Raw genomic sequence first — 15,175 nt, forward strand, 5'->3', positions numbered from 1 at the left:
CGGATGCAGATGGAGGCGGACACCGCCCACGAACTCGCGCTCAGCTCGGCGGGCCACCTGCCGGTGACCGCGCGTCGGCTGTCGCAGAAGGTCCTGCTGATCCTGCTCTCCGGCCGCATGTGGGTGCGTGACGCCGACGGGCGGTGCCGCGACGTCGCCGGGCCGACGTGGGTGGTCTGGTACCCGGGCGAGGCGATCGAGTACGGCGCGCACGGCGCGACGGTGCACTGGGTGCTCGCGGCGCCCGTAGGGCCCGTGCCGCCCGGATCGCCGCGACCGGGCTCGCTGGTGCGGATGCGCGGGGACGACGCCGCGGGGACCGCCGGGGGCGAGGCGCTGCTGGTCCACTACCTGGACGACTCGCCGGACGGGTCGGGGCCGCTGTCGGTGGTCGTGGACGTGGCCGGCAGCGGCATCGGGATCCACCCCCTCGGCGACGTCGTCGGGGTTCTCGACGAGGCCGACGAGGACCTGAACCTGTGGTCCTACGGCCCGGGCCTGGACCACCCGGTGCGCATCGACCGGGGATGACCCGCCGTCGCGCCCGGGGCTCGGCGAATGGGCAGTTTCAGCCGTTGCCCGCGGCGGGTCGGCCCGTGTCGGCGACCGCAACTGCCCGATCGTCGGGTTCGGTCGACCGGGCGGGCCGGCTCCTGCTCGGCTGCGGGTATCAGGCCGGCGGCGCGAGCGCGGCCAGCGCTGCGGCCAGGTCCCGCTCGACGCGGGTCTTGTCGAGGCCGATGCCGGAGAGCAGCCCGGCCGCCTCCTCCTGCTCCAGCAGCGCCAGCAGGACGTGCTCGGTGCCGATGTAGTTGTGGCCGAGCCGCAGCGCCTCGCGGAAGGTCAGCTCCAGCGCCTTCCTGGCCGCCCCGTCGAAGGGGATCAGCGGGGGGACCTCGCCCGAGGCCGGTGGCAGGGCGGCGGTCGCGGCCGCGCGCACGGTCTCCGGCGCGACCCCCTGCGCCGTGATCGCGTGACCGGCGAGCCCCTCGGGCTCGGCGAGCAGGCCCAGCACCAGGTGCGTCGTTCCCACCTCGGCGTTGCCGGCGGCCCGGGCCTCCTCCTGCGCGGCGGCGACCACGTTGCGCGCGCGGGGGGTGAAGCGGGTGAAGCCCTGTTCCGGGTCCAGCGGGGGGTCCTTGGGCACGAAGCGCTTCTGCGCGGCCTGCTTCGTGACGCCCATGCTCCGGCCGATCTCGGTCCACGAGGCCCCGGAGCGCCGGGCCTGGTCGACGAAGTGCCCGATCAGGTGGTCGGCCACGTCGCCGAGGTGGTCGGCGGCGAGCACCGCATCGGTGAGCTGCTCGAGCGGCTCGTCGTGCACCTTCTGGATCGCCGAGATGAGGTCGTCGAGCCGGACGGTCGGGGGCATCTGCGGAGGCGTCATGCGACAACCGTAGGTTGACGATGAGACGTCGTCAACCGTTGGTTGACGCACTCGGCTCTGGGCGACGCTCGACCCGGAGCAGCCAGACGCAGCGGGCGGGGAGCTCCACCGGGCCGGGCGCGAGGAAGGTCGGCTTCGGCGGGGCGCCGGTCGGGTACTCCGTGGAGACGACGAGCTCGTAGCCGTCGGCCCACGGCGGGCCGGGCAGGGTGACGGTGACCGGGTCGGGGCCGGCGTGCAGCTGCACCAGGTAGGAGTCGTCGACCATCGGGTGGCCGTGCTCGTCGCGGTGCCGGATGCCGCGGCCGTCGAGGTACATGCCGATGGTCTGCAGCCCGGCGTCGAACCAGTCGCCGGTGGTGAGCTGGCCACCTGCGGGGGCGAACCAGGCGAGGTCGCGGGTGCCGCCGGTCCCGGGCAGCTCGTGGCCCTCGAAGAAGGCCTCCTGGCGGAGCACGGGCGTGCCCCGGCGGAGCCGCACCAGCCGGGTGACGAAGGCGAGCAGGTCCTCGTCGACCGAGCCCCAGTCCAGCCACGACAGCTCGTTGTCCTGGCAGTAGGCGTTGTTGTTGCCCCGCTGGGTCCGGCCGAGCTCGTCGCCGGCGGTGAGCATCGGCACGCCGGTGGAGAGCAGCAGCGTGGTGAGCAGGTTCCGGACCTGGCGGGCGCGCAGCTCCAGCACCGCCGGGTCGTCGGTGGGCCCCTCGACGCCGCAGTTCCAGTTCCGGTTGTGGCTCTCGCCGTCCCGGTTCTCCTCGCCGTTGGCCTCGTTCCGCTTCTGCTCATAGGCGACCAGGTCGGCCATCGGAAAGCCGTCGTGCGCGGTGACGAAGTTGACGCTGGCGAAGGGCCGGCGGCCGTCGGAGCGGTACAGGTCCGAGGAGCCGGTCAGCCGGTAGGCGAGGTCGCGGACGCCGCCGTGCGCCCCGGCCCACACGTCGCGCACCGTGTCGCGGTACCGGCCGTTCCACTCCGTCCACGGCGGCGGGAAGTTGCCCACCTGGTAGCCGCCCGGGCCGACGTCCCAGGGCTCGGCGATCAGCTTCACCTGGCTGACCACCGGGTCCTGGTGGACGACGTCGAAGAACGCCGAGAGCCGGTCGACGTCGTGCAGCGAGCGCGCCAGCGCCGAGGCGAGGTCGAACCGGAAGCCGTCGACGTGCATCTCGGTGACCCAGTACCGCAGCGAGTCCATCAGCAGGCCGAGCACCGCCGGGCGGCGGACGTCCAGGGTGTTCCCGCAGCCGGTGTAGTCGGTGTAGCGGGCGCGGTTGCCGCCGTCGAGGCGGTAGTAGCCGGGGTTGTCGATCCCCTTGAACGACAGCGTCGGCCCGGTGTGGTCGCCCTCGGCGGTGTGGTTGTAGACGACGTCGAGGATCACCTCGATCCCGGCCGCGTGCAGTTCCTTCACCATCGTCTTGAACTCCGTCACCTGCCCGCCGCCGGTGCCCGACGAGCTGTAGCCGGCGTGCGGGGCGAAGTAGCCGAGGGTGTTGTAGCCCCAGTAGTTGGTCAGGCCGCGGCGCAGCAGGTGCGGCTCGCTGACGAAGTGGTGCACGGGCAGCAGCTCCACCGCGGTCACCCCGAGGTCGCGCAGGTGACCGACGAAGGCCGGGTGGGCGAGGCCCGCGTAGGTGCCGCGCAGGTGCGGCGGGACGTCGGGGTGCGCGGCGGTCGCCCCCTTCACGTGCAACTCGTAGATCACGGTGTCCGACCAGGACCGGCGCAGCGGCCGGTCGCCGTCCCACGGGAACGGGTCGTGGACCACCACGCCGCGGGGCACGTGGGGCGCGGAGTCCCGGTCGTCGGGGGTGGCGGAGTCCGGGGCGTCGAAGGGGTGGCCGAAGAGCGCCTCGTCCAACCGCAGCTCGCCGTCGACGGCCCGCGCGTAGGGGTCCAGCAGCAGCTTGGCCGGGTTGAAGCGCAAGCCCGAGAACGGGTCGTAGCCGCCGTGCACCCGGTAGCCGTAGCGCTGCCCCGGCCCCACCCCGGGCAGTCGGCCGTGCCACACCTGGTGGGTGGTCTCCTCCAGCCGGTGGCGGTGCTCGGTGCCGTCGGGGTCGAACAGGCACAGGTCGACCGCGGAGGCGCCGCCCGACCACAGGGCGAAGTTCGTCCCGCGGCCGTCCCACGAGGCGCCCAGGGGACTGGGCATCCCCGGGAGCACGCCGGGGACCGGGGTGACGGGGGAGGAATGGCTCACCTGCGTGATCGTGCCGTCTCGGGCACCGGAGCGGGCGCAGGGACGCCGGGGAAGGTTGGATGGGGGACGTGTCGAACCCTGGCGCCCCCGAGGGGGCGGTCGTACGGATGACCGGCGTCGACGTCGTGCGCGGGCAGAACCACCTGCTGCGCGGCGTCGACTGGCTCGTCGAGGCCGACCACCGGTGGGTGGTGCTGGGGCCCAACGGGGCGGGCAAGACGACCCTCATGCAGCTGGCCGCGGCCCACATGCACCCGACCCGCGGCGAGGTGCGGCTGCTGGGCGAGACCCTCGGGGCGGTCGACGTCTTCGAGCTGCGCCCCCGGATCGGCCTGACCAGCGCGGCGCTGGCGCAGCGGATCGAGCCGGCGGAGCGCACCGGCGACATCGTGCTGTCGGCGGGCTACGCCGTCGTGGGCCGCTGGCGGGAGCGCTACGACGTCCACGACCTGACCCGGGCCGGGATGCTGATGCAGCAGTGGGGCGTCGCCCAGTTCGCGCACCGGCCGTTCGGCACGCTGAGCGAGGGGGAACGCAAGCGCGCCCAGATCGCCCGAGCCCTGATGCCCGATCCGGAGCTGCTGCTGCTCGACGAGCCCGGCGCGGGCCTCGACCTCGGCGGCCGGGAGGACCTCGTGGCCCGGCTCTCGGACCTGGCGAAGTACCACTATGCGCCGGCCCAGGTGCTCGTCACGCACCACGTCGAGGAGATCCCGCCCGGCTACACCCACGCGATGCTGCTGCGCGACGGCGCGGTCGTGGCGGCCGGGGCGGCGGACGACGTGCTGACCGCGGCGCACCTCTCCGACACCTTCGGGGTCGCGCTCGAGCTGACCCGCACCGACGGCCGGTTCACCGCCCGCCGCGCACGCTGAGCGGGGCGGCCGGTCCCGCGGCTGGCTAGGGTGCGGCCATGGCTGAGCGCGAGTTCGTGACCCTGCAGGTCGAGGACGGGGTCGGCACCATCCGGCTCGACCGCCCGAAGATGAACGCGATCGACGAGCAGCTCCACCTGGAGGTGCGGGCCACCGCGGGAGAGGCCGGCGACCGCGACGACGTGCGGTCGGTGGTGATCTACGGCGGCGAGCGGGTCTTCGCCGCCGGCGCCGACATCAAGGCGATGTCGCAGCTCGACGCCGCGGGCATGACCGCCTGGGGCAAGGAGCTGCAGGACTCCTTCCGGGCGGTCGCGGCCATCCCCAAGCCGGTCATCGCCGCGGTCACCGGCTACGCCCTGGGCGGTGGCTACGAGCTGGCGCTGTGCGCCGACTTCCGGGTGCTGGGGGCCGGGGCCAAGATCGGCCAGCCGGAGATCCTGCTCGGCGTCATCCCGGGGGCCGGCGGCACCCAGCGGCTGGCCCGCCTGGTCGGCCCCGCCCGCGCCAAGGACCTGGTGTTCACCGGCCGGCACGTCGGCGCGGAGGAGGCCCTGGAGATGGGGCTGGCCGACGCCGTCGTCCCCGACGCGGAGGTGTACGCCACGGCCACGGCCATGGCGCGCAAGCTCGCCGCCGGCCCGCCGCTGGCGCTCGCCGCCGCCAAGCGGGCGATCGACGAGGGGCTGGACCTGCCGCTGGACGCGGGGCTGGACCTGGAGAGCCGGCTGTTCGCCGGGCTGTTCGACACCGAGGACCAGGCCGCCGGCATGCGCTCCTTCCTGGAGAACGGACCGGGCAAGGCGACCTTCACCGCTCGCTGACCGCCGGCGGTCCCGAGCCCAACGGTCGCGTAACGGTCAGCTCCCGGTACTGCCCACCGCGGTACCGCGTCGGCGACAATCCCCGAGCCGCGTGACGGGGGTCAACCGGACCCCGGTCGGCGCGGCTCCACACCAGGAGGACACGTGCGACGAAGCACCCTGCGGGCCGCGGTCGCGGTCGTGACGGCGGGCCTGACGCTGACCGCCTGCGGCTCCGACGACGGCGGTTCCGGCGGGAGCGGCTCCGGCGGGAGCGGCTCGGACTGGGCCACCGCCACCTCGGTCGAGGACGGCGGCGGGATGGACGCCCTCGTCGAGGCCGCCCAGGCCGAGGGCGAGCTGAACGTCATCGCGCTGCCGCCGGACTGGGCCAACTACGGCGAGATGCTGGACACCTTCAGCGAGAAGTACGACATCGAGATCAACAGCGCCAACCCGAACGGCAACAGCCAGGACGAGCTCAACGCCGTCGAGAGCCAGCGGGGCCAGGATCGCGCCCCCGACGTCCTCGACCTGGGCACCAACTTCGCCCGCCAGGCGAAGGCGGAGGGCCTCACGGCGCCGTACCAGGTGGAGACCTGGGACGAGATCCCCGCAGATCAGAAGGATCCCGAGGGCCACTGGTTCAACGACTACGGCGGCTACATCTCCTTCGGCTGCAACGCCACGGTCATCGACGAGTGCCCCACCACGTTCGAGGACCTGCTCGACCCGCAGTACGCCGGGAAGGTCGCGCTGAACGGCAACCCGACCTCGGCCGCAGCCGCGTTCAGCGGCGTGTGGGCCGCGTCGCTCGCCAACGGCGGAAGCCTCGACGACATCGGCCCGGGGATCGACTTCTTCTCGCAGCTCAAGCAGGTCGGCAACTTCAACCCGGTCGAGATCACCCCGGCGACGATCCAGAGCGGCGAGACGCCGATCGCGATCGACTGGGACTACCTCAACGCCTCGTTCACCGACACCTTCGCCGAGGAGGGCGTCGACTGGGAGGTGCACGTCCCGTCCGACGGGCTCTTCGGCGGTTACTACAGCCAGGCGATCAGCAGGTTCGCCCCGCACCCGGCCGCCGCCCGCCTCTGGGAGGAGTTCCTCTACAGCGACGAGGGCCAGAACATCTGGCTGAAGGGTGGCGCCCGGCCGGTGCGGCTGCCGGAGATGGAGGACGCCGGCACCGCGGACGCCGAGGCGCTCGCGACGCTGCCCGAGGTCGAGGGGACCGCGGCGTTCCCGACCGCGGAGCAGGAGACCGCCGCGCAGCAGGTGGTCGGCGAACGCTGGAACGCGGAGATGTCCGGCTGAGTACCGCAGCGACCGAGGTCGCGCCGGTCCCTCGCGGGAGGGGCCGGCGCGGCCGCGCGCTCGTCGTCCTGGGCGCGCTGCCGTTCTTCCTCTACGTGGCCGTCTTCCTGATGCTGCCGATCGGCGTGCTCGCGGTCGAGGCGTTCCGGGCGACCGACCCGGTCACCTTCGCCGAGACCTGGTCCACCGACTCCGTGGCCGCGATCACCGAGGGGCCCTACCGGCGGGCCTACGTGGGCAGCCTGCAGTTGTCGGGGATCACCGCGCTGCTCGGTGCCGTGCTGGGCCTGGCGCTCGCCGTGGCGATCCTCCGTGCCCGCCGCAGCCGGCTGCTGCGGCGGTTGGTGCTCACCGCCTCCGGCGTCCTGGCCAACTTCGGCGGCATCCCGCTGGCGTTCGCCTTCATCGCCACCATCGGCAACCTGGGCGTGGTCACCGCGTTGCTCAGGGACACCCTCGGACTGGGGCTCGGCGGGTTCTCCCTGTACTCGATGACCGGCCTGGGGCTGGTCTACCTGTACTTCCTCATCCCGCTGATGGTGCTCACGATCGTCCCGGCGCTCGAGGCGCTGCGGTCCCAGTGGCGGGAGGCCGCCGACAACCTCGGGGCCAGCGGCTGGCAGTACTGGCGCCACGTCGGGGGTCCGGTGCTGGCGCCGCCGGTGCTCGGGGCGACGATGCTGCTGTTCGCATCCGCCTTCGCCGCCTACGCCACCGCGGCCGCGCTCGTGGGCAGCAGCGTCCCGCTGGTCACCCTGCAGATCGCGAACTCCCTCTCCGGTGACGTCGTGGTCGGCTCGGAGAGCCGCGGCAAGGCCCTGGCCCTGGGCATGGTGGTGCTCATCGGCCTGGTGATGATCTTCTACGCCTGGGTCCAGCGCCGCACCCAGCGGTGGCTGGCATGACGGCCCTCGTCGAGGGGGTGGCCGGCGCCGGCGGGGTCGCTCCGCAGACCCCTGTCCGCCCGGGACGACGGCGTACCGGCGCCTGGCGGTACGCCGTCCTGGCCCTCCTCGGCCTGTACTTCCTCGTGCCGATCGCCGCGTCGGTGTGGTTCACGGTCCGTGAGCGCGACGGCGTCTCGCTGGAGACCTACGCCGAGATCCCGGGTGCCGAAGGCTTCGTCGAGGCCATCACGCGGTCCCTGGCCATCGCCGGCCTGACCGTCGTCATCGCCCTGCTGCTGATGGTGCCGACCGTGGTGCTGGTGGACATCCGGCTGCCCCGGCTCCGGACGACGGTCGAGCTGCTCACCCTCATGCCGTTGATGCTGCCGCCGATCGCCCTGGTCGTCGGGGTGCGCAGCGTGCTGGCCTGGGCGCCCGACTACTTCTACGGGACGCCGCTCGCCGAGGCGTTCTTCGCCCTCCAGGAGCCGGCGCTGCCCTGGATCCTGGTCCTCGTCTACGTCGTCCTGGCGCTGCCGTTCGTCTACCGCGCGCTGGACGCGGGGGTTCGCGGATCGGACCTGAAGACGCTGACCGAGGCCGCCCGCAACCTCGGCGCCTCGTGGCCGCGGGTGCTCGTCTCGGTGGTCCTGCCGGTCCTCCGGACGTCGGTGCTCAACGCATCGTTCCTCACCCTCGCCCTCGTGATGGGCGAGTACACGATCGCGGTGATCCTGGGCTTCGAGACCTTCCCCACCTGGATCGTGCGGATCTCCGGCTCGCAGCCACAGCTGTCGGTGGCGGTCTCGGTGCTGTCGCTGCTGGTCACCTGGATGCTGCTGCTGATGATCTCCGCGCTGGACCGCCGGCGCGGCACGAAGGAGACCGCATGACCGCCACCTCGCTGCGGACCGCGGAGGCGGGCCCGGGAAGCTCTCCCGGAGTGCCCATCCGGCTCGCGGGCCTGACCCGGCGCTACGGCTCCGTCGTGGCTCTCGACGGGCTGGACCTGGAGATCGCCGGCGGGGAGTTCCTCGCCCTGCTCGGCCCCTCCGGGTGCGGCAAGACGACGGCGCTGCGGGCCATCGCCGGGTTCGACCGGCCCGACGCCGGGCAGGTGCTGCTCGACGGCCGGGACGTCACCGACGTCCCGGCGAGCAAGCGGGACATGGGCATGGTCTTCCAGGCCTACAGCCTCTTCCCCAACCTGACGGTGGCCGAGAACGTCGCCTTCGGGCTGCGGGTCCGCCGGCGGCCCAGGTCGGAGCAGACGGCGCGGGCCGCGGAGCTCCTCGAGCTGGTCGGCCTGGCCGACCGCGCCGCCCGGTACCCCCACCAGCTCTCCGGCGGTCAGCAGCAGCGGGTCGCGCTGGCGCGGGCGCTGGCGGTGGCCCCGAAGGTGCTGCTGCTCGACGAGCCGCTCTCGGCGCTGGACGCCCAGGTGCGCGTGCAGTTGCGCGAGGAGATCCGCCGGATCCAGCTGGAGCTGGGCATCACCGCGGTGTTCGTCACCCACGACCAGGCGGAGGCGCTCTCGGTCGCCGACCGGGTGGGGGTCATGCGCGCCGGCCGGCTGGAGCAGGTGGCCTCGCCCGACGAGCTCTACGAGCGGCCCGCGACCGCCTTCGTGGCCGAGTTCGTCGGCACCATGAACCGGCTGCCCGCGACCCTGGGCGGCGGTGCGGTCGAGCTGCTGGGCACCCGCCGACCGGTCAGCGGGGCGGCCCCCTCGGGCGGCCCGGTGGTGGCGCTGGTGCGCCCCGAGTCGCTCGTGGTGACGGCGGACCCGGTGGGGGCGGGCCGCGTGGTCACCCGGACCTTCTCCGGCGCCTCCACGCGGGTGCTCGTCGTCCTGCCCGACGGCGTCGAGGTGCGCATCGACGTCGCCAGCGCCGAGAGCCAGGCGCTCGTGCCCGGCGCCCCGGTCACGGTCGTCCCCGCCGACCGGCCGGTGCTCGTGGTGCCGGCATGACCACCGGCGTCGTCGTCGACCGGTCCGGCGCCGGGGACCGCGCCTGGGTCGACCGCGCCGTCGCCGCGGTGGAGGCCGACGCCAGGCGCAGCGCCGACACCCACCTGCTGGTCTACCCGCTGCCCCCGGAGTGGGGCGTCGACCTCTACCTCAAGGACGAGTCGACGCACCCCACCGGCAGCCTCAAGCACCGGCTGGCGCGGTCGCTGTTCCTCTACGGCCTGTGCTCGGGGCAGATCACCGAGGGCACCACCGTCGTGGAGTCCTCCAGCGGGTCGACGGCGGTGAGCGAGGCGTACTTCGCCCGCATGCTCGGGCTGCCGTTCGTCGCGGTCATGCCGCGGTCGACCAGCGCGGAGAAGGTGGCGCTGATCGAGTTCCACGGCGGCCGGTGCACGTTCGTCGAGAAGGCCTCGGACATGTACGAGGCGGCCCGCCGGCTCGCCGCGGACTGCGGCGGGCACTACCTGGACCAGTTCACCTACGCCGAGCGGGCCACCGACTGGCGCGGGAACAACAACATCGCCGAGTCGATCTTCGAGCAGCTCGCCGCCGAGCGGCACCCGGTGCCGGAGTGGGTGGTCGTCGGGGCCGGCACGGGCGGCACGAGCGCGACGATCGGCCGGTACCTGCGCTACCGCCGCTTCCCGACCCGGCTGGCCGTCGTCGACCCGGAGAACTCGGCGTTCCTGCCCGGCTACGAGACCGGCGACCGCGGCTGGACCACCGGGACGCCGTCGCGGATCGAGGGCATCGGCCGGCCACGGGTCGAGCCCTCGTTCGTGCCGACGATCGTCGACCGGATGATCGCGGTACCCGACGCGGCGTCGCTGGCCGCCATGCGGCACCTGGAGCGGGCCACCGGCCGCCGGGCGGGCGGCTCCACCGGCACCAACCTGTGGGGCGCCTTCGGGCTGGTGGCCGAGCTGGTGGCCGCCGGGCGCCGGGGGAGCGTGGTGACCCTGCTGTGCGACGGCGGCGAGCGCTACGCCCGCACCTACTACTCCGACGACTGGGTGGCCGCGCAGGGGCTGGACCTCGCGCCGCACACCGAGACGCTGGACCGCTTCGCCGCCACCGGGGAGTGGCCGGCCGTCCCCGTCCGGAGCCCGTGACCGGGGTCACCGGCCCCTCGGCGCGCGGCAGCGTTACTCCGCAGTAACCTCCATCATCGGAGCCAGGCGGGCCACCGTGCCCGCATCCTGAACGCGTCCTGAGGAAGGTTCAGCGCGATGAACATCGTCGTTCTAGTCAAGCAGGTCCCGGACTCCGGAAGTGAGCGCAAGCTGGACCCGGCCGACAACACCGTCGCCCGCGCCGCTGCGGACAACGTCATCAACGAGATGGACGAGTACGCCATCGAGGAGGCGCTCACCATCAAGGAGGCGCAGGGCGGCGAGGTCACCGTCCTGACCGTCGGCCCCGACTCCGCCACCGACGCCATCCGCAAGGCGCTGTCCATGGGCGCCGACAAGGCCGTGCACGTCGTCGACGACGCCATCCACGGCTCCTGCGCGGTGCAGACCTCGGCGGTCATCGCCGCGGCCCTGGGCCAGATGGAGTACGACCTGGTCATGTGCGGTGCCGAGGCGACCGACGCCCAGCTGAGTGTCATGCCGGCCCTGCTCGCCGAGCGCCTCGGCCTCCCGCAGCTCTCCGGTGCCCGCAAGGTCACCATCGAGGGCGGCACGGCGAAGGTCGAGCGGCAGACCGACGGCGGCTTCTGGGCGCTCGAGGCCCCGCTGCCGGCGATCATCTCCACCTGGGACACCATCAACGAGCCGCGCTACCCCTCGTTCAAGGGGATCATGGCCGCCAAGAAGAAGCCGGTGGAGACCAGGTCGCTGGCCGACCTCGGCCTCGACGCCGGCAGCGTCGGCCTGGCCAGCGCCACCAGCAAGGTGCTCGACTTCGCCGGCCGCCCGCCCAAGGGCGAGGGCGTGAAGGTGACCGACGAGGGCGACGGCGCGCAGAAGTTCGTCGACTACCTCGCCGGCCAGAAGATCGTCTGAGCACGGCCCGGTTCGACAGACCGATTGCAGAGGAGACCAACTAGTTATGGCAGAGGTCCTGGTCCTGGCCGAGCTCAACCCGGCCGGCGGCGGAGTCCGCAAGACCACCCTGGAAGCCCTGACCGCGGCGCGTGCGCTCGGTGAGCCGTCGGCCGTCGTCCTCGGCGCGCCGGGCACGGCCGCCGGTGTCAAGGACGCCCTCGCGGAGTACGGCGCCGCGACCGTCTACGTCGCCGAGTCCGACGACGTCGACGCCTACCTCGTGGCCCCCAAGGCCGAGGTGCTGGCGCAGCTGGTGAGCGAGAAGTCGCCCGCCGCCGTCGTCATCCCCTCCTCGCCGGAGGGCAAGGAGATCGCCGCCCGCCTGGCCATCAAGACCGGCAGCGGCTTCCTCACCGACGTCACCGAGATCGCCTCCGACGGCACCGCCACCCAGGCGGCCTTCGCCGGGGCGACGATCGTGCACTCGCAGGTGACGGTCGGCACCCCGATCTACACCCTGCGCGGCAACTCGGTCACCCCGGAGCCGGCTCCGGCCGCGGGCGCCGAGCAGCCGGTGTCGGTGTCGATCAGCGACGCCGCCAAGCAGGTCCGCGTGGTCGAGCGCGTGGTGGAGCAGAAGAGCAGCCGCCCCGAGCTCACCGAGGCCTCGATCGTCGTCTCCGGCGGTCGCGGTGTCGCCAGCGCCGAGAACTTCTCGGTCATCGAGGGCCTGGCCGACTCGCTCGGCGCGGCCGTCGGCGCCTCCCGCGCCGCGGTCGACTCCGGCTTCTACCCCCACTCCTTCCAGGTGGGGCAGACCGGCAAGACCGTCTCGCCGAACCTCTACGTGGCCGTCGGCATCTCCGGTGCGATCCAGCACCGCGCCGGCATGCAGACCTCGAAGACCATCGTGGCCATCAACAAGGACCCCGAGGCCCCGATCTTCGAGCTGGCCGACTTCGGTGTCATCGGCGACCTGAACACGGTCGTGCCGGCCGCCACCGAGCAGATCAACGCCCGCAAGTAAGGGCACAGCAGCTCCACCGTCGAGCGCCGATCCCTGCGGGGATCGGCGCTCGACGCCGCTCCGGGCTCAACACCGGGAATATCGCCGCCGAACGGGAAGCACACGCGGCGATGCAGGGTTGGGCGGAACGTGGACGGTCGGGCCGAGGAGAGCATCTGGGACGCCGACCACCGGCGGACGACGACCGGGCTGCTGACCCTCGTCACGCTCATCGCCTTCGAAGCCATGGCGGTCGGCACGGCGATGCCCAGCGCGGTGGCCGAGCTCGACGCGGTCGCCTGGTACGCCTGGCCGTTCAGCGCCTTCCTCGTCACCTCGGTCGTCGGCATGGTCGTCGGCGGGGAGGTGGGGGACCGGCGAGCTCCCGGCCGGGGCGTCCTGGCCGGCGTGCTGGTGTTCGCGGCCGGCCTGGTCATCGCCGGGATCGCCCAGCACATGGCCGTGCTCGTCCTGGGCCGCGCCGTCCAGGGGCTCGGCGCCGGGGTGGTCATCGTGCTGCTCTACGTCATCGCCGGGCAGGCGTACTCCTCACGGCTGCGGCCCCGCCTGTTCGGCGCCTTCGCGGCGGGCTGGGTGCTGCCCGCGCTGATCGGCCCGCTGGCCGCCGGCCTGGTGACCACCCACGTCGGCTGGCGCGGCGTCTTCCTCGGGCTCGTGCCGCTGGTGGCGGCCGGGCTGGCGCTGCTGCTCACCGCCGGGCCCGGGCAGGCACCTGCCGGTGGCGGGACACCGCGGCCTAGCAAGGCCGGCTGGGCGCTGCTGACCGGTGCCGGCATCGCGGCGCTCCAGTACGCCGGCCAGCGCCTGGACCTCGTCGCCGTCGCCCTCGCCGTCGCGGGTGCCGCCGCCCTCGGCCTCGGGCTGCGCCGCCTCCTGCCCCGCGGCACCGTCCGGGCCCGCGCCGGGATCCCGGCGGTCGTCGCCTCCCGCGGGCTGCTCGCCGGCGCCTTCTTCGGCATGGACGCGCTGATCCCGTTCGTGCTGACCGAGCAGCACGGCTGGAGCGCCGCCACCGCCGGGCTGCCGCTGACCGCGGGTGCGGTCGGCTGGGTGCTCGCCGCGCAGCTCCAGGGACGGCGGCCCGACCTCCCCCGCCAGCGGGTCCTGCGGGCGGGGTGCCTCGTGCTCGCCGCCGGTCTGGCCGCCACCGCCACGATCGCCGTCCCCGGGCTCGGCGGCTGGCCGGCCTACCTGACGTGGGGGCTGGCCGGCGTCGGCATGGGCCTGGGGATGCCGAGCGTCGGCGTGCTCCTGCTGGACCAGTCGCCGGAGGCCGAGCGCGGCGCCAACTCGGCGGCCCTGCAGATCTCCGATGTCACGGCCTCGGCCCTCCTCGTCGGGCTCGCCGGCGTGCTGGTGGCCGGTGCTGCCGACGGCGACGGCCCGCTGTGGCCCGCGGTCCTCGTCGCGGTCGCCGTCCTGACCGTTCCCGCGCTGCTGGGCGCGGGCATCGCCGGCCGCACCACGTCGCCGAGCCGAGGCGCTGCAGAGGGCGCGACTACATTGGCTGCGTCATGACGTATCTCGACCACGCGGCGACCACGCCGGTGCTCCCCGAGGTCGTGGCCGCCATGGCCGAGCAGCTGGGCCGGGTCGGCAACGCCTCCTCCCTGCACGCCAGCGGCCGGGCGGCCCGCCGCGCCGCCGAGCAGGCGCGTGAGCGGCTGGCCGAGGCGCTCGGCGCCCGCCCGTCGGAGGTGCTGTTCACCGGCGGTGGCACCGAGAGCGACAACCTCGCCGTCAAGGGGCTGTTCTGGGCCCGGCGGCAGGCCGACTCCCGCCGTCGCCGGATCGTGGTCAGCCCGGCCGAGCACCACGCCGTCCTCGACAGCGTGGAGTGGCTGGCCAAGCACGAGGGCGCCGAGGTCACCTGGCTCTCCGTGGAGCCGTCGGGGCGGGTCACGCCGCGGGCGCTGGCCGAGGCCCTGGGCGACGGGACCGACGTCGCCGTCGCCAGCGTGATGTGGGCCAACAACGAGATCGGCACGGTCAGCGACATCGCCGCCCTCGCCGCGACGGCGCACGACGTCGGCGTGCCGCTGCACACCGACGCGGTGCAGGCGGTCGGCCAGGTGCTGGTCGACTTCGGCGCCAGCGGCGTGGACGCGCTGACGATGACGGCGCACAAGCTCGGTGGGCCGATGGGCGTGGGAGCGCTGCTGCTGCGCCGCGAGGCGGAGTGCACGCCGCTGCTGCACGGAGGCGGCCAGGAGCGCGACGTCCGCTCCGGCACCCTGGACGTCGCCGCGATCGTCGGGCTCGCCGTGGCGGCGGCCGCGGCGGTCGAGGGCCGGGTGGAGCGCGCCGCGGAGCTGGCGCACCTGCGCGACCGGCTGGTGACCGGGGTCGTCGGCCAGGTGCCCGATGCCCAGCTCAACGGCCCGGCACTGGACGACGTGGTGCGCTCCGGGCCCGGCCGGCTGCCCGGCAACGCCCACCTCTCCTTCCCGGGTGCGGAGGGCGACGCGCTGCTCATGCTCCTCGACGCCCGCGGCATCGAGTGCTCCACCGGCTCCGCCTGCAGCGCCGGCGTCGCCCGGCCCAGCCACGTGCTGCTCGCCGTCGGCGCCGATCCCGACCGGGCGCGCAGCTCGCTGCGGTTCAGCCTCGGCCACACCAGCACCGACGCCGACGTCGACGCACTGCTGGACGTGATCGGCCCCGTGGTCGAGCGCGCCCGGCGGGCCGGCATGGGACGGCGCTGACC

At 73.8% G+C, this 15,175-nt stretch carries 14 protein-coding genes; 12 read left to right on the forward strand and 2 right to left on the reverse strand.

All coding sequences use genetic code 11. From position 1 onward, the window contains the following. The first annotated feature begins 3 nt into the window (after nucleotides 1-3). A complete protein-coding gene (locus BD833_RS16655) occupies nucleotides 4-531 on the forward strand; it encodes a hypothetical protein (protein WP_166534276.1) in 528 nt (175 codons plus the stop codon). 139 nt (nucleotides 532-670) lie between these two features. Here BD833_RS16655 and BD833_RS16660 read toward each other — a convergent pair whose 3' ends face one another. Then, a complete protein-coding gene (locus tag BD833_RS16660; RefSeq protein WP_243737731.1) occupies nucleotides 671-1,387 on the reverse strand; it encodes a Clp protease N-terminal domain-containing protein in 717 nt (238 codons plus the stop codon). Nucleotides 1,388-1,418: 31 nt separating this feature from the next. Beyond that, entirely contained in the window at nucleotides 1,419-3,590 is a 2,172-nt protein-coding gene (glgX, locus tag BD833_RS16665) for a glycogen debranching protein GlgX (protein WP_243737732.1), read from the reverse strand. A 107-nt stretch (nucleotides 3,591-3,697) separates the two neighbouring features. Here glgX and BD833_RS16670 point away from each other — a divergent pair, with 107 nt between their 5' ends. The 11 genes from BD833_RS16670 to BD833_RS16720 all read left to right on the forward strand — a co-directional run bounded on the left by BD833_RS16670 (nucleotide 3,698) and on the right by BD833_RS16720 (nucleotide 15,173). Further along, on the forward strand, nucleotides 3,698-4,465 hold the full coding sequence (locus BD833_RS16670) for an ABC transporter ATP-binding protein (protein ID WP_243737733.1): 768 nt from the start codon (nucleotides 3,698-3,700) through the stop codon (nucleotides 4,463-4,465). Between the two features lie 38 nt (nucleotides 4,466-4,503). Beyond that, entirely contained in the window at nucleotides 4,504-5,289 is a 786-nt protein-coding gene (locus BD833_RS16675) for an enoyl-CoA hydratase/isomerase family protein (RefSeq protein WP_166534278.1), read from the forward strand. 144 nt (nucleotides 5,290-5,433) lie between these two features. Continuing rightward, nucleotides 5,434-6,588: an ABC transporter substrate-binding protein gene (locus BD833_RS16680; protein WP_166534279.1), complete on the forward strand. Its 1,155-nt coding sequence runs from the start codon at nucleotides 5,434-5,436 to the stop codon at nucleotides 6,586-6,588. A gap of 95 nt (nucleotides 6,589-6,683) precedes the next feature. Beyond that, the gene (locus BD833_RS16685) at nucleotides 6,684-7,493 is read left to right on the forward strand and encodes an ABC transporter permease (protein ID WP_243737734.1); all 810 of its coding nucleotides are present in this window, start codon (nucleotides 6,684-6,686) and stop codon (nucleotides 7,491-7,493) included. Next, a complete protein-coding gene (locus BD833_RS16690; protein ID WP_208092718.1) occupies nucleotides 7,490-8,368 on the forward strand; it encodes an ABC transporter permease in 879 nt (292 codons plus the stop codon). The genes BD833_RS16685 and BD833_RS16690 overlap by 4 nt, the downstream gene beginning before the upstream one ends. After that, a complete protein-coding gene (locus BD833_RS16695) occupies nucleotides 8,365-9,447 on the forward strand; it encodes an ABC transporter ATP-binding protein (protein ID WP_166534280.1) in 1,083 nt (360 codons plus the stop codon). The genes BD833_RS16690 and BD833_RS16695 overlap by 4 nt, the downstream gene beginning before the upstream one ends. Beyond that, entirely contained in the window at nucleotides 9,444-10,562 is a 1,119-nt protein-coding gene (gene cds1, locus BD833_RS16700; protein WP_166534281.1) for an L-cysteine desulfhydrase Cds1, read from the forward strand. The genes BD833_RS16695 and cds1 overlap by 4 nt, the downstream gene beginning before the upstream one ends. 117 nt (nucleotides 10,563-10,679) lie before the next feature. Beyond that, nucleotides 10,680-11,459, forward strand: coding sequence for an electron transfer flavoprotein subunit beta/FixA family protein (locus BD833_RS16705; RefSeq protein ID WP_166534282.1), 780 nt, complete (start codon nucleotides 10,680-10,682; stop codon nucleotides 11,457-11,459). Nucleotides 11,460-11,505: 46 nt separating this feature from the next. Beyond that, a complete protein-coding gene (locus BD833_RS16710) occupies nucleotides 11,506-12,468 on the forward strand; it encodes an electron transfer flavoprotein subunit alpha/FixB family protein (protein WP_166534283.1) in 963 nt (320 codons plus the stop codon). 129 nt (nucleotides 12,469-12,597) lie between these two features. Beyond that, a complete protein-coding gene (locus tag BD833_RS16715; RefSeq protein ID WP_243737735.1) occupies nucleotides 12,598-13,986 on the forward strand; it encodes an MFS transporter in 1,389 nt (462 codons plus the stop codon). After that, complete coding sequence (locus BD833_RS16720) at nucleotides 13,983-15,173, forward strand: cysteine desulfurase family protein (protein ID WP_166534284.1); 1,191 nt, start codon at nucleotides 13,983-13,985, stop codon at nucleotides 15,171-15,173. The genes BD833_RS16715 and BD833_RS16720 overlap by 4 nt, the downstream gene beginning before the upstream one ends. The last annotated feature ends 2 nt before the right edge of the window (nucleotides 15,174-15,175 follow it).

It is taken from the genome of Blastococcus xanthinilyticus, assembly GCF_008124835.1.
In the GTDB taxonomy this organism is placed as follows: Bacteria; Actinomycetota; Actinomycetes; order Mycobacteriales; family Geodermatophilaceae; genus Blastococcus; species Blastococcus xanthinilyticus.